Consider the following 21,981-nt stretch of genomic DNA (forward strand, 5'->3'; position numbering starts at 1 on the left):
ATTGAAGTTTGCTATGGCCGGCGGCGCAGCCATAGGGTAATCAGGAGCCGCCGTCACCGATCAGGGCGTAGGGCGCCCAGTACAGCGGATGGCCGTAGGATCCGCCGCCGGGGGCGGAATCGGCCATGGTCTCGAGCATGGCGCGGCGCAGGGCCTCCGCCCGGGAAATGCCGGGCTGGGCGGCCTGGGCGTTGAAGATGGACACCACCAGCCGGCGCGCCGAGACGGATTCGACCGGCCAATGGGTGGCCAGCAGCGCCCGCCCGCCGGCATAGAAGAAGGCACGCCCCAGGCCGCTCAGGGCCTCGGCGCCCTCGCCCTCTCCAGCCGCCGTGTTGCAGGCCGAGAGGATGACCCAGTCGGCGTCGAGCCGCAGCCCCAGAATATCGTCCAGGGTGAGCAATCCGTGGCCGCCGTCCCGCGGATTGGCGAGCGCCAGGGCCGGCTGGTCCACGCGAGGCAACTCGCCGGGCAGCAGCCCGTGGGTGGCGAAGGCGATCACCCGCCGGCGGGAGAGATCGGCCCCGAGGACATTGCTGCGGCTGGCCGCCGGGCCTAGGAAGACGTCCTTGCCCGGGTCGGCCCCCAGGCTGCGGGCCAGGGCAAGGATTTCGTCTCGCGTGTCGGGCAGGGGCGCGAGTTGGGCGTACTGCGGCCAGACCGCCTCCTCGCCCCGCAGGGCGCGCTCCCGCAGGACGGGGGGCAGGGCCACGGCGCGTAGCCGACGCGAAGTCGCCCCGGGCTTGGCAACACCGTCGCCGGCAAAATCCGGGTCGCCGAAGCCGGCAAAGGCACGGCGCCCCGCGGCCGCGGGCGCCATGCGACGCAGGGTGATGAGCGATGCCGCCGAAGGGAGCTGGCTGGTGGCCACCTGGCGGGCGAGCCAGGGCCAGGCCGCGTAGTCGGGTTTTCCGCCGGCGCCGGGAGGAGGCGGCTCGCCGCTGAGCAGCAGGGCGATGGGCAGGCGCGCCAGCCCTCCTCCGGCCACCACGATCAGGTGCTCCGCGCCCTGCCAACCCTCCTTCACCGGCAGGAGGAGTTCGCGGTAAAGGCGATGGGCGAGCTGCCCGTCGAAGGCCGGCAGCCGGTCGAGGTCACCCTCCGGGGGATCGAGGGCCTGGCGCAGGCTGCGCACGCTGCGCTCCAGGTCACGGCGGCCCCGCTCGACCACGGCGAAGACCGGCTTCCCTCCCGCCGGGATGGCCCACACGAAGCTGCGCTCCTCGCTGGCCAGGACACTGAGCAGCGCTTCCCCGGAACGCAGGGCGGCCCGCACCTGGACCAGGGTGGCGGGCCGCGGCACGATGAGGTCGGCGTAATCCGGAAAACGCTGGGCCAGGGTGTCACGCAGGCTGCGATGGCGGTCGTCCAGGACCGCCACGCGGGTCTGCATGTCGGCGACGATCCCCGGGACGAGTTGGTCCGCCGGCCGGGAAAGCAGGTCGGCCAGGATTTTGTACAGGGCGTCCCGCTCCTGGCGCACGTCCTGTTCTTCCCGCACCAGCGCCGCGAGTTCCGGCTTGCCCGCCGCCGCGCGAGCGGCGCTGGCGGCCATGGCCTGCTGCACGCTCTGGCCGCGCAGCACGTCGGCGGCCAGAAAAGCCTCGGCGACGGCATCGATGCCCGCCGCGCCTTCCAGGGGCGTGCCCCGGATGCGGGACAAGAGGCCGAGGTAGGCATCGACCACATAACTCAGGCGGGCGAAGCGCCCCCCGGAACGGTCCGTGGTTTCCGCAACCTTGGGCAGGAGGACGGCCAGGGCATCGCGAAAGGCCGCGAGTGCCGCTTCGTTCTGTCCCGCCACCGCCAGGGCCACCCCGTGAAACCCCAGGGCCTCGGCCGCGTCGAAGGCGCCGGGGCCCATCTGCTGGCGCTTCCTTTTGGCCAGCAGCGCGCTTTCCGACACCGCTTCGTCCAGGCGCTTTTCCGCGATCAGGGCGCGAATCCAGCCCAGGGTGGGGGCGCCCAGGGTATCGGCCAATTGGGGATCTTCGGCCAGGGCCGCGCGCAGGGCTTCGAACTGTGCCAGGGCCTCGGGCCAGCGGCGCTGCACGACCAGGGCACTGGCGCGCAGGCGCCGCCACTGCACGGCCGGCAGCGCCGTCGCCGGCACCCCCAGCCGCTCCAGGTTGGCCAGCACGCGCTCGGCAAGTCTCAGCGCCTCGCCGGTGCGGCGCTGCTCCAGGAGAACGCGGGCCAGGGGCATCATCATCTGGTTGGTGTGCAGGCTCTCGGGACCGAAGCGCTCCAGGCTGCGCAGGAGCAGGCGCCGGGCATGGACCTCGGCCTCATGGACCCGCCCTTCTTCCAGAAGCGCATGGGCCAGCCAGGACTCCTGGCGGTTGCGGTGTTGCTCGACGGTGACCTGGGGCGTGGTCGTGGTGCCGCTGGCCTGCATGGCCAGATTGTCCTGCACCGCCTTCTCGCGCAGTTCCAGGGCCCGGCGGAAGCGGGCCTCGGCTTCGGCGTAGCGCCCTTCGGAAAAAAAAGTACGGCCCAGGGCGTCCTCGACAAAGGCACTCCAGGTGTTCTGGTACCAGACCCAGTTGCGGGAGCCCTTGAGCCGGGTCAGCAGACCTTCCGCGTCGCGCACGTGGCGGCGAGCCGTGGCGAAATCCCCCAGACGCCGGTAGGGTTCGGAGAGTAGGGCGTGCATGGCCAGGCGAAAACCCGCCACACCCTCCGGAGTCACCTCCAGGGCGCGCGTCGTGGCGGCCAGGCCGTTGCGGAAATTGCCTCCGCCATACTCCGCCCCGCCCAACTCCGCCCAGGCGCGGTGGGGTTCCCGGCCACCCCCCAGCTCGATGCAGCGGCGCAGTTCGCGCAGTTCGGCCCCCACCAGCCCCAGTTCCCGGGCGGCCCGGGCGCGTTTCAAGTGGAATTCGGCCAGGTCGGTGCCGGCGAGTTCGGCCGGGGGAGCCGTTTCCAGAACGCGGCGCGCCTCGTCGAGACGGCGGGAATCGACCGGGTGCTTATCCAGGAGAGCGAGAATGTCGCCGATGCTGCGGGCTTCGGCGGGCGCGGGCGCAGCGGGCGCGGACCCTGCGAATACAAGACCCAGGACCAGAATTGCGACCCGTCCCAAGCTCCTGCCGACTCCGACGACCTTATCCATTTGGCCTCCCCCGCCGCCCGCTGGTGCCCAGGAAGGGAATCGAACCCCCACGCCTTGCGGCGCCAGAACCTAAATCTGGTGCGTCTACCAATTTCGCCACCTGGGCAGGCCGGCGGATTCTAACATCGCTATACTTGCCGCCGCCATGCCGGTCGACCACTACGAAAACTTCCCCGTCGCCTCATTTCTCGTGCCTCTGGCGCTGCGCAAGCCTATCGAGGTGATCTACCGTTTCGCCCGCAGCGCCGACGACATCGCCGACGAGGGCGAGGCCTCCGACGCCGCCCGCCTGGCCGGCCTCGCCGCCTACCAGGCCGAACTGGACCGCATCGCGGCGGGGCTACGGCCCACCACGCCCCTTTTCGAGGAGGTGGCCGCCATCGTGGAAGCCCACCGACTGCCGCTGCAGCTCTTCCGCGACCTGCTGGACGCCTTTGCCCAGGACGTGGTGAAGAAGCGCTACGCCGACTTTCCGGAACTGCTCGATTACTGCCGCCGCTCGGCCAACCCGGTGGGCCGGCTGGTGCTGCATCTGTTCGGACGCATCGAGCCGGAGCATCTGGAGCAGTCCGATTGCATCTGTACGGCGCTCCAGCTCATCAACTTCTGGCAGGACGTGGCGGTGGATTGGGACAAGGGCCGGGTCTATCTGCCCCAGGAGGACTTGCGCCGCTTCGGCGTCGCCGAGGCTCAGATCGCCGCCGGCGCGTGCGCGGGCACCCTGGCCGCCCTGCTCGAATTCCAGATCGAGCGCAGCCGCGCCCTGCTGCTGCGCGGCGCGCCCCTGGTGCGCGCCCTGCCGGGCCGCCTGGGTTGGGAAATCCGTCTCACCGTCCAGGGCGGCCTGCGCATCCTGGAACGCCTCGCCCGGGTGCGCGGCGACGCCTGGCGCCACCGCCCCACCCTCGGACCTTCGGACTGGCTGGTCATGGCCGGCCGCTCCCTTACAATGTGACCATGGATTTCCACCGCTATTGCCAGGAGAAGTGCGCCGCCAGCGGCTCCTCCTTCTATTACAGCTTCCTGTTCCTTCCCGCCGAGCGCCGCCGCGCCATCATGGCCCTCTACGCCTTCTGCCGCGAAGTGGACGACGTGGTGGATGAATGCCATGACCCGGCCATCGCCGCCACCAAGCTCGTCTGGTGGCGCCAGGAAGTGGGGCGCGTCGCCGAGGGCAAGGCCCAGCACCCGGTGGGTCTGGCCTTGCAGGACGTGGGGCGCAGCTTCAGCCTGCCGACGGAGCAATTGCTCGAAATCATCGACGGCATGGAAATGGACCTCACCCAATCCCGCTACCTGGATTTCAAGGGCCTTTCCCTCTACTGCTACCGCGTCGCCAGCGTGGTCGGCCTGCTGGCCGCCGAAATCTTCGGCTATCGCGACCGCCAGACCCTCAAGTACGCCCACGATCTGGGCATGGCCTTCCAGCTCACCAACATCGTGCGCGACATCGGCGAAGACGCCCGCCGGGGACGCATCTACATCCCCATGGACGAGTTGAAGCAATTCAACGTCCCGGCGGCGGACATCCTCAATTCCCGCTACTCGGACAACTTCTCCGCCCTCATGGCCTTCCAGGTCGAGCGCGCCCAGCGTTACTACGAGCAGGCCTTCGCCCAATTGCCTGCCACCGACCGCAAGGCGCAGCGGCCGGGCCTGGTCATGGCCGCCATCTACCGCACGCTGCTCGCCGAAATCACCGCCGAGAACTATCAGGTGCTGCACCAGCGCATCGCCCTGACCCCGGTGCGCAAGCTCTGGATCGCCTGGAAGACCTGGATCTTCGCGTGAGGAACGCGCAGCACGCCCAAGGCACTGCCGGGGTCCCTTCAAACCGGTCCGGAACGCTGGCGCAGGCGGGAGGATCGGGGTGGGAACGGGGTTCTGCTCAATGACCCACACCCACCCGCCCGCACCGCGCCCCCAGGTCCGCACGCGGACACGAGCCCCAAGCCCGCGCCGAGCCTGTGAAATTTTTGGGCGCGCCCGAGCGGCGTGCCCAGGGGGGCACGATCAAGGCGCAATGCACAGCCATAGCTCGGACTATGGCGAGCACTGGCAACGCCGAGCGGGCGCAGTTGGGCATGACGAGCGGGGGTGAATGAAATTTTCACAGGCTCTCAGTTGAGGGTCGCCGTCGTCGGCGCCGGCTGGGCGGGGCTTGCCGCCGCCGTGGATCTCGTCACTGCCGGCGCCTCCGTCACCCTCTTCGAAGCCGGGCGCCAGCCCGGTGGCCGCGCCCGCCGCGCCGCCACCCGCGACGGCCCGCCCCTGGACAATGGACAACACCTCTTCCTGGGCGCCTACCGCGAATGCCTCGCCCTGATGCGCCGGGTGGGGGCCGAACCCGAAGTCCTCTTCGACCGGCGCCCCTTGCGGGTCAGCGACAACGCGGGCTTTTCCCTCGCCCTTCCCCGCCTGCCGGCGCCCCTCAACCTCGCCTGGGGACTCCTCGCCGCCCGGGGCGTCACGGCCCGGGAGAAACTGGCCACCGCCCTGTGGATGCAGGGCCTGAAGGCGCGCCAGTTCGTTCTCGCCGCCGACACCACCGTGGCGGATTGGCTGGACGCCGCCGGGCAGACCGGCGTCCTGCGCCGCCGCCTTTGGGAGCCGCTCTGTCTCGCCGCCCTGAACACCCCGGCCGAACGGGCCTCGGCCCAGGTTTTCGCCCATGTCCTGCGCGACAGTCTGGGCAGCCCACGGCGCGCCGACACCGACCTGCTCCTGCCCCGGGTTCCTCTCAGCGCGGTGTTCCCGGACCCGGCCGTCGCCTGGCTGGCGGCCCGGGGCGCCGAACTGCGCTTCGGACGGCGGGTGCGTGTTCTCGAGCCGGACGACGACCAGGTGCGCGTCGACGGGGAAGCCTTTGCCGGCGCCGTCGTCGCCGTCGCCCCGCAGCACCTGGCGGCCCTGCTGCCGCCGGCATCCCCACTGCCGGCCCTGGCCTTCGAACCCATCGCCACGGTCTATCTCGGCTACGACCCCGCCGTCGCCCTGCCTTTTCCCCTCATGGCCCTGGCCGGCGGCATCGGTCAGTGGGTGGTGGATCGCGGGAACGGCGTCCTGGCAGCTATCCTGAGCGGCCACGGTCCCTGGGAAGATTTGCCCGACGCCGATCTGGCTGCCGAGATGCACCGCGAAATCGGCCTTCCCGAACCGCCGGCCTGGCACCGCACCCTGCGCGAACAACGCGCCACCTTCTCCTGCCGCCCGGGGCTCGCCCGGCTGCCTTGCCTCACCGCCCATCGCTCCGTCGTCCTGGCCGGAGACCACACCTGGGCCGAGTATCCTGCCACCCTGGAGGGCGCCGTACGCAGCGGGCGGGGAGCGGCGGCGGCCTTGGACCATGCGCTTCGTGCCGCATGAGATGGCCACAAGCCATGACCCTTTCCCCCTGCCCCTCACCCGCGACGCGGGAGAGGGAGTATTGGCGCAGCGCTGGAGGTGGCGCAGGGCAGCCCCGATCCGGGCGAATCGGATAACATATCGCCCCAGGCCCTTGCCCCGGAGTTCCGCTTGAAAGCCCTCCTTTCCTTCCTCTTTGCCGCTTGCGCCCTGGCCAACCCTGCCTCGGGCGGCGAAGTCTTCGCCACCGTCGATGCCCTGCACGGCGAAGCCCATGTCATCGACGCCGCCGGCGCCACCACGGCGCTCACCGTCGGCAGCACGGTGTACGAAGGGCAGACGGTGGTCACCCGCGCCCAGTCGGAACTTCACCTGGCCACCGCCGACGAGGGCTTCCTCGCCCTGCGTCCCAATACCACCCTCAAGGTGGACGCCTACCGTGCCGGCAAGGGAGACGACGATCGCATGCACCTCTCTCTGGTATCCGGTGCCCTGCGGTCCATCACCGGCTGGCTGGCCAAGTTCCGCCGTGACGCCTACCGTCTCAGGACGCCCACGGCCACCATAGGCATCCGCGGCACCGACCACGAAGTCCTTGAACTGGACACGGCTTCAGGCAGCCACGAGGCCGGCGTCTATAACCGGGTATACGAAGGCGCCACGGTGATTCTCTCGGACCACGGCGAGATCGAGGTCGAAGCCGGCCGGGTCGGCTTCCTGCCGCGGGATCGGCGGGCAGCGGGCCGCCTTCTGCAGGAGATTCCCGACCTCTTCCAGGACCGCCCGCTCAAGATCGAGCAGCGCATCGCCCAGCGCAAGGAAGCCCTGGCCGACGCCATGGAGCGGGTGCGGGAAAAGCGCGCCCGGGCCCGGGATGCCGCCGGGGACGACGACAACGCCCGCGACGGGCGGCCCCGCGTGAATCACCGCATGATCCGCAAATTCAAGCACCGCAACGACTGAAACCCATGCACGCCTCCCTTTCCTCCCGCTGGGCGCCCCTCGTCGCCCTGGCCCTGCTCGCTGGCGCCGCCCGCGCCGAAATCAGCACCGAAGCACGACTCGGTACCGGACCCGAGCGTTACCGTTCCTACCAGTTGGGGGCCTCGGCCGATCTGCCGCTGCTCCCGGTCAATATCGACGTCAAGCGCTTCGTCGCCTACAGCCAGGGGACGCAGATCGCCGACGAGAAGTCCGCCGGTCTCAACTGGACCCCCACGGACTGGCTCCTGGCCAGCGCGCACCATCGCGACACCCAGGGCGACATTCTCAACACCCGTGGCGAGGATTACGCCCTTTCGGTCAACATCGCCCCTCTGTGGAAGGGCACCCTCGGCACCCATATCGATCTGGGTTACGGCACCCTGGACTACCGGGCCGCCATCGGCCGCCCCCTGGTGCGCCGCGCCCTCAACCGGCGCCTGCCGCAACTGGACCGGGAAAGCGTGGGCATCGCCCAGGATCTGGGCGAAACCTGGGGCCTGTCCTTCAACGTCGAGCGCTACCGCTACGACAAGGATCCGGTGGACGTCGCCCGCGGCATCCTGCGCCGGGTGCGCCGCCCCAACAATACGGTCTTCGAACTGGTCAGTTTTCCTGACCGCGCGGCCGGCCTGGGGCTGCACTGGCAACCCGACGAGCGCTGGTCGGTGGATCTCTCCCGCCAGCGCACCATCACCGTCCTGGACCAGAAGCAGGAAAGCACCCGCCTCGACCTGAACTACCGCCCGATCAAGCGCTTCGAGATCGGCGCCTCCGCCACCCACTCCCGTTCGACAGCCTTGCTGCGGCCCAACGGAACGACGGAAATCGAGGCGAACTCGGGCAACTACTACGAATTGGGCGGCCGCCTCTTCTTCGACTGACGGATACGCCCCCTCCTGCAGCGTCTAGCCAAGGGGTTCCGTTCGGCATAAAATGGGCCAAGAATACCAATCGTCATAACCAGGGAGTACAGCCATGGCATCAAGCAAGCTCTGGGGGGCGCTATGCCTCCTTGCCACCGTCACCACCGGCACCTGGGGTGCCGACCCGGTGCGCATCGCCGTCACCGGCCCCTACAGCGGGCCGTCGGCCCCCATGGGCCAGTCCATGCTGGCGGGGGTGAAGCTCGCGGCGGATGAAATCAATCTGGGGGGCGGCCTGTTCGGACGCCCCCTCGAACTGGTCATCAAGGACGACAAGGGCGATCCCGAGACCGCCAAGCAGGTGTCCACCGAGGCGGTGCGCCAGGACAAAGTGGTCGCCGCCGTAGGCTTCATCAACACCGGCGTCGCCCTCGCCGCTCAGAAGATCTACCAGGACGCCCGCGTCCCGGTCATCAACAACGTGGCCACCGGAGTGAAGGTCACCCGCCAGTTCATTGCGCCGGAGCACAAGGAAAACTATATCTTCCGCAATTCCGCCGCCGACGGCATCCAGGCCGCCGCCGTGGTGCGCGACGCGGTAGACAGGCGCAAGTTCCAGAAGCTCGCCATCTTCCACGATTCGACCCCCTACGGGGAGTTCGGCAAGGACCAGCTGATCGCCGAGCTGGCTCGCCACCAGATCAAGCCAGTCTTCGTCGGGCGCTTCGCCCCGGGGACGGCGGACATGAGCAGCCTCCTGAAGGAAGCCCGTGGCGCCGGCGCCCAGGCCCTGCTCACCTACGCCCTGGGGCCTGATCTCGCCGCCATCGCCAACGAGCGCGCTCGCCTGGCCTGGCCGGTACCCATGATCGGCAGCTGGACCCTGTCCCTGCCCAATTTCCTCGAAGCCGCCGGCAAGAACGCCGAGGGGGCCCGCATGCCCCAGACCTTCATCGAGGAAGCCAACAATTCCCGCCGCACCGGCTTCATTTCCGCCTACCACGCCGCCAACAAGACCAAGCGCATTCCCTCGGCCGTCTCCGCCGCCCAGGGCTACGATTCGCTCTATCTGCTGGTTTCCGCCATGTTCCAGGCGGCGGACACCGACGGCGCCAAGGTGCGGGCCGCCCTGGAGAATCTGGCCAAGCCGGTGTACGGCGTGGTCACGGTGTACGACCGCCCCTTCACCGCAGACGACCACGAGGCCATTTCCGACAACATGGTCTTCATGGGCGAAGTGAAAAACGGCCGCATCGTCTACGCCTACTCGGACGAGGAACGCCGCAGCCTGGTGACCCAGAAGAAGGAACGCCGCTGATCGGCAGCGGGGCCCGGGCGGTCAGAGTCTGAGAATTCTTCCGGCGCGCCGCTCGGGGGCGCCAGAAATTTTCACCGGCTCTCAGACAAGACGGCCGCCGGCCAGCCGCAGACGGCGGTCGCAGCGGGAGGCGATGGCCTCGTCGTGGGTGACCAGGATGAGGGTGGTGCCCTGGCGAGCGTTCAAGTCGAACATCAGATCGATGATCTGCGCGCCGGTGGCGGCGTCGAGATTGCCGGTGGGCTCGTCGGCCAGCACCAGGCGTGGCCCCGGGGCAAAGGCCCGGGCCAGGGCGACCCGCTGCTGCTCGCCGCCACTCAGGTGGCGTGGCGCGTGCCCTTCCCGCTCGGCCAACCCCACGCGAGCGAGCCATTCTCGGGCGATCGCCGTAGCCCCGGGTGTCCCGGCCAGTTCCAGGGGAACCATGACGTTCTCCAGGGCCGTCAGGGAGGGCAGGAGCTGGAAGGACTGGAAGACGAAGCCCAGGAGCCGACCCCGCAGCAGCGCCCGGGCGTCCTCGTCCAGGGCGCCCAGCTTGGTCCCGTCGAGGACGACGCTGCCGGCGCTGGGCAGGTCGAGGCCGGCCAGCAAGCCCAGCAGGGTCGACTTGCCGGAACCGGAGGCGCCGACCACGGCGACGCTTTCGCCGGCCATGACGGTGAAGGAAATATCCTGCAAAATCGCGAGGGGCCGCCCCCCGCCATCCACCGTCCGGCCCAGGCCGGCCGCTTCCACCATGATCCGATCCACCATGCGCCGCTTTCTGCTCCTGATGTCCTTGTTACTTTCCACCGCCGCTTCGGCCGCCGGGACCATCCTGGTCTTCGGCGATTCCCTCTCGGCCGGCTACGGCATCCGCGCCGACGCGGCCTGGCCGTCGCTCCTGGCTGGACGCCTGGGCGAAAAGCGCCTCGATTATAGCGTCGCCAACCTCAGCATCTCGGGAGAAACCACGGCCGGCGGGCGCTCCCGCCTGGAAGCCGCCCTGGGCCGGCACCGCCCGGCGGTGGTCGTCATCGCCCTGGGGGCCAACGACGGCTTGCGCGGCCTTCCGGTCAGCGAGATGAAGGACAATCTCGCCGCCATGATCGACATGAGCCGCCGCACCGGCGCGCGCATCCTGCTCGTCGGCATGCGCATGCCCCCCAACTACGGCGCCTACGCCCGGGAATTTCAGGCCGCCTACCGGGACGTGGCCTCCGCGGCGAAACTTCCCCTGGTGGAGTTCCTCCTCGCCGGCATCGCCGGCGACGCCCGCTGGTTCCAGGCCGACATGCTGCACCCCACGGCCGAGGCCCAGCCCCGCCTGCTGGACAACGTGTGGCCCGCCCTGGCCCCGCTGCTCAAATGAGTTCCCCGTCCGGCGGTCAGGCACGGGCAGGGCTTGCCACCCTTGCCGAAGTCCCGCATTGCGACGAAATCATCGACGTCCGTTCCCCCGCCGAGTATGCGGAAGATCACATCCCCGGCGCGGTGAACTGCCCCGTGCTGGACGACGCCCAGCGGGCCGAGGTCGGCACCCTGTACAAGCAGGTCTCGCCCTTCGCGGCGAAAAAACTGGGGGCAGCCCTCATCGCCCGCAATATCGGCGAGCATCTTCTCGCCCGCTTCCAGGATCGCCCCAAGCACTGGAAACCCCTGGTCTACTGCTGGCGCGGCGGCATGCGCAGCGGCGCCCTGGTGACCGTCCTGCGCTCGGTGGGCTGGAACGCCAGCCAGCTCGACGGGGGGTACAAGGGCTACCGCCGCGCCGTGATCGAACGCCTGGAAACCCTGCCACAATGCCTGACGTTCCGCGTCCTGTGCGGCCCCACCGGCAGCGCCAAGACCCGTACCCTGCAAGCCCTGGGCACCCTGGGCGAGCAGATTGTCGACCTGGAAGGTCTGGCCCGCCACAAGGGCTCGGTCCTCGGCGTCCTGCCAGGCCAGCCCCAACCCAACCAGAAGTGGTTCGAAAGCGGCTTGCTCGCGGTTCTCGCTGCCCTGGACCCGGCACGCCCCGTCTATGTGGAAGCCGAGAGCCGCAAGATCGGCCGCCTGCAGGTTCCGGAAAGCCTGCTCCAGGCCATTCGCCGCGGAAGCTGCGTCTGCATCGAGGCCACGCCCGCCGCCCGGGTCGATTTCCTGCTGCGGGACTACGATTACTTCACCCTCGATCCCGCCTGGCTCAAGAGCCGCCTGGCCGCGCTCCAGGGTGTGCAAAGCAACGAGACCCTGGCCCGCTGGGCCGGCCTGGCCGAAGGCGGCCACTGGCCTGCCCTGGTGGCCGCCCTGCTGGACGAACATTACGACCCCCTCTACCACCGCTCCCAGGGCGTCAACTTCGCGGGCTTTACCGACCCGCAGCGCTTCCCGAGCGACGATCTTTCCGACGCGGGGATTGCCCGGCTGGCGGCGCAGATCGCTCGATCCGCGGCAACGCAGGAAGTCCCTTCCGCCGCCTGAGCAGGGAGGGGCGCCCGTGCAGCGCGGGCGCGGGGCAAGCTTCTCCCCCTCGGCCCCCTCTGCGCGAGAGCCCCCCCACCGCGCGGGCGCGGGGCAAGCCCGATGGCGCCTACTTTGGCCTGGGAGGCGTGGCCCACCACCGCGCGGGCGCGGGGCGAGCCCGGGGGATTGGAACGACCCTTCAGCCCGGCCGACGTGCGCAGAGGGCCTGACGCATGGCGGGCTTGGGGACGGCACTGTAGCCCTCTTCGTAGGCCAGGACGGTAAGGCCATGGCGCGCCGCCAGCCGCAGCAATTCCTGCGAGGCCAGGAGAAAATCCGGGCGCGAGGGTTTGCCGTAGCGTTCGTTGCCCACCATGAAGGTTTCGTAAATGAGGATCGCTCCCGGCGCCAGCAAAGCGACCAGATCGTCCAGCCGGGGACGCCACAGGTAGTTGCTCACCAGCACGCCGCTATAGCTCGCGCCACCCAAGGGCCAGGTTTCACCCTCCAGGTCGGCGATACGGGGCGTGACGCCCGCGACGTCGGCGAGACCCGCCAGGGCCGCGGCGTCGCGGTCCAGGGCCAGAACCTGGTGGCCCGCCGCCGCCAGAAATCGGGCGTGGCGGCCGCTGCCACAGGCGAGGTCGACGACACTTGCTCCCGGTTCCAGGGAGGCGGCGTGGCGAACGACCCAGGGGGAAGGCGGCGCGGCGGCGCCAAGATCGCTGTGTTCGCTCATTTCGGGCTCCGGCGGCGGGCCGGCGCATCTCGCGCCAGGGACCACCCCATCAGGGTTCACGAAGATTTCATCTAAGATTGAGGCTGTGGCCATAGTATCATTTGTGCGCCGCACCATTACATGGATCAAATTTTCGCCGCGGGGCCCATCATGCTGGAACAGCACTATCTCACGACGCTTTTCGAGCCCAAATCGGTGGCCGTCATCGGCGCTTCCGAGCGCGAAAACGCCGTCGGCCACGTCATCCTCAAGAACATCCTGGCTTCGGGCTACAAGGGCCGGCTCTACGCCATCAATCCCAAGTACGAGCGGGTTCTCGGCCAGGAATGCTTCAAGTCCATCGAGGAAATCGGCGCCCGGGTCGATATGGCGGTCATCGCCACCAAACCCCAGACCGTGCCCCGCATCATCGAGCAATGCGGCAACAGCGGCGTGCGCAACGCCATCGTCATTTCGTCGGGCTTTGCCGAATCGGGCCACGTGGGCGCAGCCATCGAGCGCAAGATGCTCGAAGTGGCCCGTTCCTACAACGTGCGCATCCTGGGCCCCAATTGCCTCGGCATCATCCGGCCGGAACTCGGCCTCAACGCCACCTTCGCCCGGGTCACGGCCAAAGGGGGCAACATGGCCCTGGTGTCCCAGTCCGGCGCCATGTGTTCCGCCGTCCTCGACTGGGCAAAATCCAACGACGTGGGCTTTTCCTCGGTCATTTCCCTGGGCAGTATCGCCGACGTGGATTTCGGCGAAATCCTCGACTATCTCATCTACGACAACCGCACCCACTACATTCTCATGTACGTGGAGGGCATCCGCAACGCACGCCGCTTCATGAGCGCCCTGCGTTCCGCCGCCCGCATCAAGCCCATCATTCTGCTGAAGGCCGGCCGCCACGAGGCGGGCTCCATGGCGGCGCAGACCCATTCCGGCATGGCGGCCGTGGCCGACGCCGTCTTCCAGGCCGCCGTGCGCCGTTCCGGCGTGGTGCGGGTGGCCAGCGTCGCCCACCTGTTCTACGCCGCCAAAGCCCTGGCGTCCAAATTCCGCCCCCAGGGCACCCGGCTGGCCATCGTCACCAACGGCGGCGGTCCCGGCGCCATGGCCGCCGACCGGGCCGGCGACCTGGGCATTCCCCTGACCCGCCTGTCCGACGCGACCATGGATGCCCTCAACAAGTGCCTGCCCACCCACTGGTCCCACAGCAACCCCGTGGACCTCCTGGGTGACGCCACGCCTGACCGCTACCGGGATGCCATCCTGGCCGTGGCCAAGGACGAAGGCGTGGACAGCATCCTGGTCATGCTCTCCCCCCAGGCCATGACCGAGCCCCTGGAAGTGGCCAAGACCGTGGTGGCGGTGAGCGAAGAATCCTCCAAGTCTCTGATCTGCTGCTGGATGGGCGAGGAACAGGTGCTCGCCGGGCGCCGCCTGCTCACCGAGTCAGGCGTCCCGGCTTTCCGCATGCCGGAAACGGCCATCGATCTCTTTCACCACATCTCCACCTACTACAGCAACCAGAAGCTGCTGCTGCAAACGCCGGAGCCCACCCGCCAGCACGGCCGGCCCGAATGCGAAGGCGCCAAGATGCTCATCGAAGCCCTGCTGGCCGAACGGCGCAAGGTGCTCTCGGAAATGGAATCCAAGGCGATCCTGCGCGCCTTCCGCGTGCCGGTGGCCCAGACCATGGTGGCCCGCACCGCCACCGAGGCCCTGCTGCTGGCCGAACAACTCGGCTTCCCGGTGGCCATGAAGGTCGACTCCCCCGACCTGCCCCACAAGTCCGACGCCGGTGGCGTGCGCCTCAATATCAACAACGCCCCGGCGGTGCGCAACGCCTATCACGACATCATCGAGACGGTGCAGAAGCGCCATCCCAATGCCCGCATCAACGGCGTTTCCATCGAGCCCTTCCTGGCCCGCCCCAACGGCCGCGAACTCATGGTGGGCGTGCTGCGCGACCCGATCTTCGGCCCGGTCATCACCTTCGGCGCCGGGGGCTTCGATGTCGAGGTCTTCCACGACCGCTCGGTAGCCTTGCCGCCCCTGAACAAATTCCTGGCCCAGGACCTCATCCGCTCGACCCGGGCGTCCAAACTCCTGGGCGAATTCCATAATATGCCGCCGGTGGACATGGCGGCCCTGGAGGAAGTCCTGCTTTGCATTTCCGAAATGGTCTGCGAACTGCCGTGGATCGTGGAAATGGACCTCAACCCGCTCATCGTCGATGAGAACGGCGCCATCGCCGCCGACGCCCGCATCGTCATCGACCACGCCCTGGCCCCGGCGGGAGACCGCTACGCCCACATGGCGATCTACCCCTACCCGGTCCATCTCATCCAGGAGTGGCAACTCAACGACGGCACCACGGTCAATATCCGCCCCATCCGCCCCGAGGACGCCGACATGGAACAGGAATTCGTCAAATCCATGTCCGACGAATCCCGCTACTACCGCTTCATGGACACCATCCGTGAGCTGACCCAGACCATGCTGGTGCGCTTCACCCAGATCGACTACGACCGGGAAATGGCCCTGGTGGCCACCATTACCGACGACACCGGCAAGGAGACCCAGATCGGCGTCTCCCGCTACGTCCTCAACCCGGACGGCGAATCGGTCGAATTCGCCCTGGCCGTCGGCGACGCCTGGCAGAAGTGCGGCGTCGGCCGCAAGCTGATGACCGCCCTCATCGACTGCGCCCGCCAGAAGGGCTACCGCGCCGTCGTCGGCGACGTCCTGGCCTCCAACAGCAAGATGTTCAAGCTCATGGCCAGCCTGGGCTTCACCATCCATCCCCATCCCGACGATACCGCCGTGAAGCGGGTGGTCAAGCCGCTGACGGGCTGATTTCCGGGCGAGGCAACGCACAAGCGGGCTTGCCGGAAATCACCGCCACGGGGCCCATGGCAGCGCCGGTCATCGACGAATCCGGCGAAGACGGCCTCCACCCGGCAATGCTCCTCGAAACCTTGGAAGCCGAGGCGTCAGCGGCGGAAGGTTTGCATAGTCTCCTTGCGGCCTGAACCTATTGTGGAGTCAATTCCCGCCCCCGAGCGGTAACCCGTTTTCTACCGCAGCGGCAGCGTGCTACACGCAGGGTCAACAAAATTGCAATACCGGGCCGCCAATCAACCCAACCCGAAAACCTCCCGCATCAAGGCCACGTCGCGCAAAGTCCGGCTGAGGTAGGGCGCGTCCTTTTCCGGTAGAGGAACCCGGACATCGTCCTTGATCTCTTCCACATACCATCCATCCAGGGTGACCGGAATCAAGGCTGTGACGGGCTTCAGATCGCAATTCAAGGCCCGTGTCGCCAAGGCTTCGGCAACGGCCAGCCAGCCCATGACAGCGTCGCCGATCCTCGACTTCCCGGCGGCCCTGTCGATGTGGGCGAAGGCGCCGGCCAGCGCCCCCAGCAAGTGGCGGCAGAAATCCTTGTCCTGCTTCAGGTGTTCATGTAAAACGTCGGGGGATTCGCCCTGATTGCCCTCCAGGCCGTCGAGGAACATGGTCAGGACCGCGGTGACCGTGCGCGCCAGTTCTTCGCTGCCGGCGCGTGGCGCCGAGCGGACATCCTCTTCGTAGATCTGCTTGTAGGAGTTCCCGACGCGATACTGATCCTCCTTGTTCATCAGGGGGTGAAGGACGTCGACTACGGTTCTCAGGCCGGAAGGAAGGTCCGGGCTGCCGACCCGCTTGTTGTTGGACCACTCGTTCAGGGCGCCGAAGAGATTGACCAGGCAATCGCCGGCGCTCATCTCGTCTACGCTGTGCCGTAGGCTCTTCCCTTTCATGAGCGCCCACCAGAGTCCAAAGCCGTTGGTCAGGATGCGCAGGGGCAGCGACGCCTCGGTGCCCTCGCTCTTGCCGATGCGGATGACCTGGACGCCGAGATTGAACAGGGAGGCGGGGACATTGCGGATATCCCGATCGCGGCTGAAGCGGCTGCGCATGACGGCTGACAACATGGTGAGCACCGACGAGCGATACCAGCCGGGTTCTAGCTTTCCTGCGATCGAACCGCCGACCTGGCCCTCGTCGAAAAGATCGCACAGCCAATACCAGGCCACCGGAATGTTGGTCATGAACATCAGGGCCTGGACCGCGGGGCCGGCAAGCTTTTCATCGATGCGCAGCCCCATCGAAGTGATCGGTTCCAGAACCTCGGCGCTCTTCGGGGAGGACTCTTCGATCAGGTGGGCGATGGTGGCGAGGGCGTGCAGGGCATTCAGGTGCTTGCCGAAGTTCTTGGGCAGGGTTTCGGTTCGGCTCGCGACGCGAGAAAGCTCAGGCAGCCAGCCCGCCAGATTATTGGCGAGCTGTTGGAGAACCCGGGCGGCCGCCGGTTCGAGACTTCCTCCCTCGACCACGTGCCGCAGGGCGTCGAGTCCCAGCCTGGCGGCGTGGCGCAGGCACTGGCGGTCTTCGGCCTGGGCATACCAGGTGACCAGGTTCACCCGGGTGGTGAAGAGGCTGTCCGCCGGGCTGTCGTGGTCCTGGTCGAGCAGCGCAACCAACCGACTGACGAAGCCGATGAACCCGGGATTGGCGGGCGGCGTGGAACCGTTGCGGAACACTGCCTCGCCGGCGAACAGGTGGACCACCAGATCGACGAGCTGCATGGGGCTCAGTCCCGCCCGCTCGAAGCGCTCCACCGTCCTCGCCAGCGGGCCGGTGGCAAGCGCCAGTGCCAGTTCCGGGTTGTTCTCGGACTGCCGGAGCACCATGCTGGCGCCCAGTATGGCCTCCTCGTAGCCGCCGATGAATTCCGGGGGCAGATCGAAAGACTTCGGTACGACATCGACGCTGGCCGCCCGCTCGCGAATCAACTCGGTGGCCTTGTCGAGGTTGGTCGTGGCGGGGAAATTCTCCCGCAACTCCCGCTCCAGTTGCCGCAATCCGCCGATGCCATGGGTTCTGGCGACGGTGTCGGCAAACGCGCTCAACTTGTCCAGGTCGATTTCGCCGGGACTTTCCTCAGGTTCGTCGGGTACCGGGGGCGGAGTGGGACTTGCTGCGGCGGCCGCAGGGTCGGGCTCGGCGGATAGTTTGGGGGGCGAATCGACCCGCTCTAGGGACAGAGTGGCTGTCCCGTCGTCGACGCTGAGGTCGAGTGGGTTTTCGTCTGATGAATCCTCGGTAGGTTCAGGTGTGGGCGTGGCGGCATCCAATGGTCCACCTTTTTTGACACTGACTTCGCCCGACGAAGGCCGGAGTAAATAGCTTCCGGCGTCGGCAACCATTTTGAATTGACGTGGCGAAGTCTGGCTCGTGTCGGCTACTCCCTGTTGGAGATTTGCCGGCAAGGTGGGCCAAGGCGCTAGATCGGCGTCCTCTTTCGGCTGAACGGCCCAGGAAACGGTGAACGCCGGCTGCGTGGCGGCCCAGTCCGCAAAATGTCTTGCAAACGTAGATATCTCATCGTCGGTTAGCAGCAACCAATCTGGAGCTTTGTCGGGCTCTTTGGATTTGCGGGCACCTGTGAATGCAGCGGTAATCCAATTTGCCCATAATCCTGCAATCTCCTCTGGGGTCTTGGTATGGAGCGCTGGCGAGTCGGACCCCTTGTTGTCGAAACTCGCCCTAGTGGTGTTGAGCGTTTTTGTGATCTTGACATCTTCCTTGGTGAGAACCGCAACATTTTCGGTCGCCACCGGCGCCACCTTCGCCAATTTGTCAGCCATTTCTTCTCCTTAACCCTTCTTGTGGGCGAGGCGCTGTGATTCTCGCCATGCCACGCAGATCGTAGCCGCGACCACCAGTTTTTCGCAGATGAAGGGCAGTTCGCTAGTACTCCATCGGTATCCCGGCGCCCCAGTCCCAAGCATGGAAACGAGGCGCCCTTCCACGTGCCGGATAGCCGGAGGCGACAAGCGACTACCAGGTTCATCGTCGACTGAAATACTCTTCGCTAACAGATCCAGACCTCGAACGAAATTGCACACGTCCTGGTTCCGGGCCGATGGCGTCTCTCTCGTGGACTCGGGAACGGAACTTATCAACTCCTGGCGGAGAGAATTCAAGAGATCTGCAGTTTTCAGCTCATTGGCAAGCTCCTTCCTCAGCGATCTGAAGACGGTCTCAAAGATAAGCATTTTCGGAAGGTCGCTCGGAGCCAGTGTGGGCACGTGCTCCTTGAGGCTCAGGTATTTTTCTTCGTTCTGATGTTGGATACGAACCCGCTCGTCCTCGTGCAGTGAAGCATAGGTCTGGAGTATCGCGGCTTCGCGGGAGCGGCGGTGCTGAGCGAAAAGGGTGATGTTGGAGGGATCGACCTTAGTCTTGGCGTTGCTGTCAGTGCCTGCAGGCGCGTCCTTACTTACGGTCGCAGGTGCGCTGCCGGTGCCATCATCGCTTGATCGCAAGACTTCGTTGACTGGCTGGCTGTGTTGGGAGTCCAAGGACACCAGGAAGGTCTGGTGCAGGTCCGGCGAGTAATCGTTCAGGGGATTGAAGACCTTGTGGCTCAACTGGACGTCCACGTAGGGCAACAGGATCGCCAGACCCTTGAGCCCCAGGGCGCGGCGGGTCATGACGATGGCGGCCTGGGCGACCGCCGGAGTGGAGCGGTCGATTTCGTCCAGACAGATGACGATGCGCAGTCCGCTGCGTACCGCGCAGGCGACCACCTTCTCGAATTCCCGTTGTGCCAGCATGGGGAGCGCCTGGGTCGGGTCGATGGTGGCCTCCATCACGCTGTTCTTGAACTGGAGTCCCCGGGGCAGATAGCGGCGCAGGTCGTCCCCCAGCTTGTGGATGACGAAGCGGTTGGAATAGGCGGAGAAGCAGCGCTTGAGAATTTTGTGGTCGGCCAGGATGGTGTCGACCAGCGCCAGGTGGAGGTCGCAGGCGGTCTGCTCCCGCCAGACATGGGCATACACCGAGGCGATATCGGGATTCGCCTGCAATCGGGCTTGCAATTCAGCCATCAGGAAACTCTTGCCCGATCCCCAGCCGCCCTGAATGGCATAGAGCGGACCCGGCTGATCCAGGCCGAAGCTCTGGAGTCGTTCGGCCATTCTGGCAACGAAGGGTTCCTGACTGCCTAGAAGGAAGCGCTTCTTCGCTTCCTTGGGCGTGGGTCCGTTGGCCATTTCGCCGAGGTGCCAGTATTCCTTCCAGAGCCGGTAGCGCAGGCACCACCACAGGAACCACCAGCCGCCGAGAAGCAACGCGAACCAGCAGACGATCTTTCTGAGCAAGGGAGGCAGGGTGCTGGATCCCGCAGTGGTCTCCGCGGCGGAATCCTGAGTTTTGGAAGTCGCGGACTTTTCGGCGCCTCGTGAGCTTTCCACTGCTTTGGACCCCTCCGCGATGCCGGTGGCCTTGCCCGAATCGGAAGCCAGGGGGGCTGCCGCGGCAGGTTCCTTCTTTGGGGCCGGGTCATCAGGGAAATACGATGCCCCGAGGCTGATGAGGATCACGGCCCCCACCAGTTTCCAGAATGCGGGGCTCGGTCGGTTGAAGCATCCGCCTTGCTGAAACAGATAATTCCAGAAACAAGTCATTTCGGTCCTCCCGCGGTGCCTGTCACGCCACCCGCGTGACTTCCAGGGCGACCTTGCCCCGGTTGTTGTCGTAGAACTTCCAGGCATCGTTGGCAAAGCAGTAGAGATAGCCAGAGCTCTTGGGCACTATGGTCGTCCCCTTGCCTATCCTCACGATTTCGCCGCTATCCGGCGTGCCTTGCCCGTCGATGCTCGCCCGGCTGGCCACCATGCCGACCAGTTCGAACCAGTCGGCCTCCTCGACACGCTTGGTCCCCCACCAGTCGGCGTTCTTCTTGCCGGTGAGCTTGTGATATACCGCCTCCGCTTCGCCAAGCAGGGAGCCGAAGTTCTGGATCAGCTTGCCGAAATGGAAGTCGGCGGCGTGGGCGCCTTGCGGTGGGCACTCGATGGCGCTGTCGATCCAGATCCCCGTAGCCCGGAATTCATAGCGGGCGCCGGCTTCCAGGTAGATACCTGTGGAATTCCAGTGGGGGCGGGCAAAAACGTCAATGCGGGCAGTTCCACCCACTTCGAGAGGCAGGGTCGGCCAGTAGGGTGCCTGGGCGAGGGGCGGGTTGCTGTGGCGCTCCAGGACTTCCGGAGCGAGTTCGCTATTGGCCGGAGTTGCCGTAACCCGGGGCGTTCCCCGCGGCTGGGTCCGCATGTGCTTCCACAGGCCGGTCACCGAGTCGTGCAGAACGCCGCGGGGATCGGGGCGAATCTGCGCGGCCGTGGTCGGATTGATGCGTAGCCCTTGTGCCGCAGCTTCGTCCAGCATCCAGCGCAGGGCGCAATCGGAGAGGCCGCTGTCGGCATGACCACCGCCGACATCGCAGTGGGTTCCGGGGAACCAGATTTGCCGGAAGCTGTGGCTGGCCGGGCGATCCTCAGGCGCATCCCACAGGGTTGGCGCGAAACTGGCGCGCCATTCGTCCATGGCGACGGCGTGCCGGGCATGGAGGACATTGTTCGACAGGCGGGTATCGTGGAAGCGATAATTTACGGGATTGTCGATCAGTTGGTCGAGAAGCACCATGTCATCAGGAACCCCCAGGGCGCCGACGGTATCCCAGACGCCGACGAAGTGGATGACGGGTTTCTGGTCCACAAACTTGAAGTTTTGCGGCCACATCTTGGCTGGTTCCGCCGAGCGATAGCCCGCCAGGTAGACCTGATCGATGCGCCCCCAAATATCTTTAGGGGATAGACCACTTAGGTCGAGTAGATTGCCGCGTGAAACGAACCCCGCCAGACTTCGAACCGTATAAGCGCCGCGGCTGAAGCCGAACAGGAAGATGCGGTCGTCAGGCTGATAGTTGCGACACAACCATTCATAAGCGCTCTTGATGTTCCGGCTCAGTCCGGCACCTAGACCGCCACCAAGCACCTTGTTCGCCAAGCCGCCTTCGGCACCAACCCCGGGATGGTAGTACCTGAGTTGCACGTCATCTTGTAGTGCAAGGTTGTAGAGTTTGACGACGTTGGTCGGGCTGGGGAGATTGTTTTCGGTCTGCTCGGGTGTATTCCAAGTGCCATCGCAAAATACGCAGAGGTTCCGTGCCATTGTTTTCTCCTGGGTGAAATTCCGATTCAAGGGCCTGCTAAGAACATCAGCGCCCAAAGCCTGCAGCCTGTGTGCTAATCGCGATCGGTGGAGAGCCGAATTCCAAGAAGAAGGTAGCGACTATGCGGCGATCTCCAGG

16 protein-coding genes and 1 tRNA gene are annotated in these 21,981 nt (G+C 66.6%); 10 read left to right on the top strand and 7 right to left on the bottom strand.

Translation table 11 applies throughout. From position 1 onward, the window contains the following. Nucleotides 1-40: 40 nt before the first annotated feature. Complete coding sequence (locus IPM73_08315; GenBank protein MBK8918034.1) at nt 41-3,115, bottom strand: CHAT domain-containing protein; 3,075 nt, start codon at nt 3,113-3,115, stop codon at nt 41-43. A gap of 21 nt (nt 3,116-3,136) precedes the next feature. Further along, a tRNA-Leu gene (locus IPM73_08320) sits at nt 3,137-3,221 on the bottom strand. 39 nt (nt 3,222-3,260) lie between these two features. On the opposite strand from IPM73_08320, the gene hpnC reads away from it, so the two are divergent. From hpnC to IPM73_08350, 6 genes are all read left to right on the top strand, one after another. Beyond that, entirely contained in the window at nt 3,261-4,070 is an 810-nt protein-coding gene (gene hpnC, locus IPM73_08325) for a squalene synthase HpnC (protein ID MBK8918035.1), read from the top strand. A gap of 2 nt (nt 4,071-4,072) precedes the next feature. After that, nucleotides 4,073-4,906 (top strand): presqualene diphosphate synthase HpnD, encoded by an 834-nt coding sequence (gene hpnD / locus IPM73_08330; GenBank protein MBK8918036.1) that lies wholly within the window; start codon nt 4,073-4,075, stop codon nt 4,904-4,906. Nucleotides 4,907-5,221: 315 nt separating this feature from the next. Then, nucleotides 5,222-6,481, top strand: a complete 1,260-nt coding sequence (locus IPM73_08335; protein MBK8918037.1) for an FAD-dependent oxidoreductase — start codon at nt 5,222-5,224, stop codon at nt 6,479-6,481. A 150-nt stretch (nt 6,482-6,631) separates the two neighbouring features. Next, nucleotides 6,632-7,423 carry a FecR domain-containing protein gene (locus IPM73_08340; protein ID MBK8918038.1) on the top strand — a complete coding sequence of 264 codons (792 nt, stop codon included), beginning with the start codon at nt 6,632-6,634 and terminating at the stop codon, nt 7,421-7,423. 5 nt (nt 7,424-7,428) lie between these two features. Then, the gene (locus IPM73_08345) at nt 7,429-8,325 is read left to right on the top strand and encodes a hypothetical protein (GenBank protein ID MBK8918039.1); all 897 of its coding nucleotides are present in this window, start codon (nt 7,429-7,431) and stop codon (nt 8,323-8,325) included. A gap of 94 nt (nt 8,326-8,419) precedes the next feature. Then, the gene (locus IPM73_08350) at nt 8,420-9,625 is read left to right on the top strand and encodes an ABC transporter substrate-binding protein (protein ID MBK8918040.1); all 1,206 of its coding nucleotides are present in this window, start codon (nt 8,420-8,422) and stop codon (nt 9,623-9,625) included. Between the two features lie 81 nt (nt 9,626-9,706). On the opposite strand, the gene IPM73_08355 is transcribed toward IPM73_08350, so the two are convergent. Then, entirely contained in the window at nt 9,707-10,363 is a 657-nt protein-coding gene (locus tag IPM73_08355) for an ATP-binding cassette domain-containing protein (protein MBK8918041.1), read from the bottom strand. Nucleotides 10,364-10,376: 13 nt separating this feature from the next. Between IPM73_08355 and IPM73_08360 the strand changes: the two genes are divergently transcribed. Continuing rightward, on the top strand, nt 10,377-10,976 hold the full coding sequence (locus tag IPM73_08360; GenBank protein ID MBK8918042.1) for an arylesterase: 600 nt from the start codon (nt 10,377-10,379) through the stop codon (nt 10,974-10,976). After that, nucleotides 10,973-12,070 carry a tRNA 2-selenouridine(34) synthase MnmH gene (gene mnmH / locus IPM73_08365; GenBank protein MBK8918043.1) on the top strand — a complete coding sequence of 366 codons (1,098 nt, stop codon included), beginning with the start codon at nt 10,973-10,975 and terminating at the stop codon, nt 12,068-12,070. The genes IPM73_08360 and mnmH overlap by 4 nt, the downstream gene beginning before the upstream one ends. A gap of 181 nt (nt 12,071-12,251) precedes the next feature. Here the strand turns inward: mnmH and IPM73_08370 are convergent, their stop codons facing one another. Continuing rightward, nucleotides 12,252-12,791, bottom strand: a complete 540-nt coding sequence (locus IPM73_08370) for a methyltransferase domain-containing protein (protein ID MBK8918044.1) — start codon at nt 12,789-12,791, stop codon at nt 12,252-12,254. Between the two features lie 150 nt (nt 12,792-12,941). On the opposite strand from IPM73_08370, the gene IPM73_08375 reads away from it, so the two are divergent. Together IPM73_08375 and IPM73_08380 are read left to right on the top strand one after the other, a co-directional pair. Further along, nucleotides 12,942-15,635 (top strand): bifunctional acetate--CoA ligase family protein/GNAT family N-acetyltransferase, encoded by a 2,694-nt coding sequence (locus IPM73_08375; GenBank protein ID MBK8918045.1) that lies wholly within the window; start codon nt 12,942-12,944, stop codon nt 15,633-15,635. Nucleotides 15,636-15,664: 29 nt separating this feature from the next. Continuing rightward, complete coding sequence (locus IPM73_08380) at nt 15,665-15,811, top strand: hypothetical protein (GenBank protein ID MBK8918046.1); 147 nt, start codon at nt 15,665-15,667, stop codon at nt 15,809-15,811. Nucleotides 15,812-15,916: 105 nt separating this feature from the next. On the opposite strand, the gene IPM73_08385 is transcribed toward IPM73_08380, so the two are convergent. The 3 genes from IPM73_08385 to IPM73_08395 all read right to left on the bottom strand — a co-directional run bounded on the left by IPM73_08385 (nt 15,917) and on the right by IPM73_08395 (nt 21,842). Further along, the gene (locus tag IPM73_08385; protein ID MBK8918047.1) at nt 15,917-17,959 is read right to left on the bottom strand and encodes a hypothetical protein; all 2,043 of its coding nucleotides are present in this window, start codon (nt 17,957-17,959) and stop codon (nt 15,917-15,919) included. A gap of 522 nt (nt 17,960-18,481) precedes the next feature. Next, nucleotides 18,482-20,296: a hypothetical protein gene (locus IPM73_08390; protein MBK8918048.1), complete on the bottom strand. Its 1,815-nt coding sequence runs from the start codon at nt 20,294-20,296 to the stop codon at nt 18,482-18,484. Nucleotides 20,297-20,318: 22 nt separating this feature from the next. Further along, nucleotides 20,319-21,842, bottom strand: a complete 1,524-nt coding sequence (locus IPM73_08395) for a DUF2235 domain-containing protein (protein ID MBK8918049.1) — start codon at nt 21,840-21,842, stop codon at nt 20,319-20,321. Nucleotides 21,843-21,981: the final 139 nt, after the last annotated feature.

The sequence above is a fragment of the Betaproteobacteria bacterium genome (assembly GCA_016720065.1).
Lineage (GTDB): Bacteria > Pseudomonadota > Gammaproteobacteria > Burkholderiales > Rhodocyclaceae > SSSZ01.

What these genes read in the sequence shown, in the direction of transcription:
- hpnC (MBK8918035.1), top strand. Translation starts at nt 3,261, where the DNA reads ATGCCGGTCGACCACTACGAAAACTTCCCCGTCGCCTCATTTCTCGTG.
- IPM73_08375 (MBK8918045.1), top strand. Translation starts at nt 12,942, where the DNA reads ATGCTGGAACAGCACTATCTCACGACGCTTTTCGAGCCCAAATCGGTG.
- IPM73_08370 (MBK8918044.1), bottom strand. Translation starts at nt 12,791, where the DNA reads ATGAGCGAACACAGCGATCTTGGCGCCGCCGCGCCGCCTTCCCCCTGG.
- IPM73_08360 (MBK8918042.1), top strand. Translation starts at nt 10,377, where the DNA reads ATGCGCCGCTTTCTGCTCCTGATGTCCTTGTTACTTTCCACCGCCGCT.
- IPM73_08345 (MBK8918039.1), top strand. Translation starts at nt 7,429, where the DNA reads ATGCACGCCTCCCTTTCCTCCCGCTGGGCGCCCCTCGTCGCCCTGGCC.
- hpnD (MBK8918036.1), top strand. Translation starts at nt 4,073, where the DNA reads ATGGATTTCCACCGCTATTGCCAGGAGAAGTGCGCCGCCAGCGGCTCC.
- IPM73_08390 (MBK8918048.1), bottom strand. Translation starts at nt 20,296, where the DNA reads ATGACTTGTTTCTGGAATTATCTGTTTCAGCAAGGCGGATGCTTCAAC.
- IPM73_08395 (MBK8918049.1), bottom strand. Translation starts at nt 21,842, where the DNA reads ATGGCACGGAACCTCTGCGTATTTTGCGATGGCACTTGGAATACACCC.
- mnmH (MBK8918043.1), top strand. Translation starts at nt 10,973, where the DNA reads ATGAGTTCCCCGTCCGGCGGTCAGGCACGGGCAGGGCTTGCCACCCTT.
- IPM73_08355 (MBK8918041.1), bottom strand. Translation starts at nt 10,363, where the DNA reads ATGGTGGAAGCGGCCGGCCTGGGCCGGACGGTGGATGGCGGGGGGCGG.
- IPM73_08315 (MBK8918034.1), bottom strand. Translation starts at nt 3,115, where the DNA reads ATGGATAAGGTCGTCGGAGTCGGCAGGAGCTTGGGACGGGTCGCAATT.
- IPM73_08350 (MBK8918040.1), top strand. Translation starts at nt 8,420, where the DNA reads ATGGCATCAAGCAAGCTCTGGGGGGCGCTATGCCTCCTTGCCACCGTC.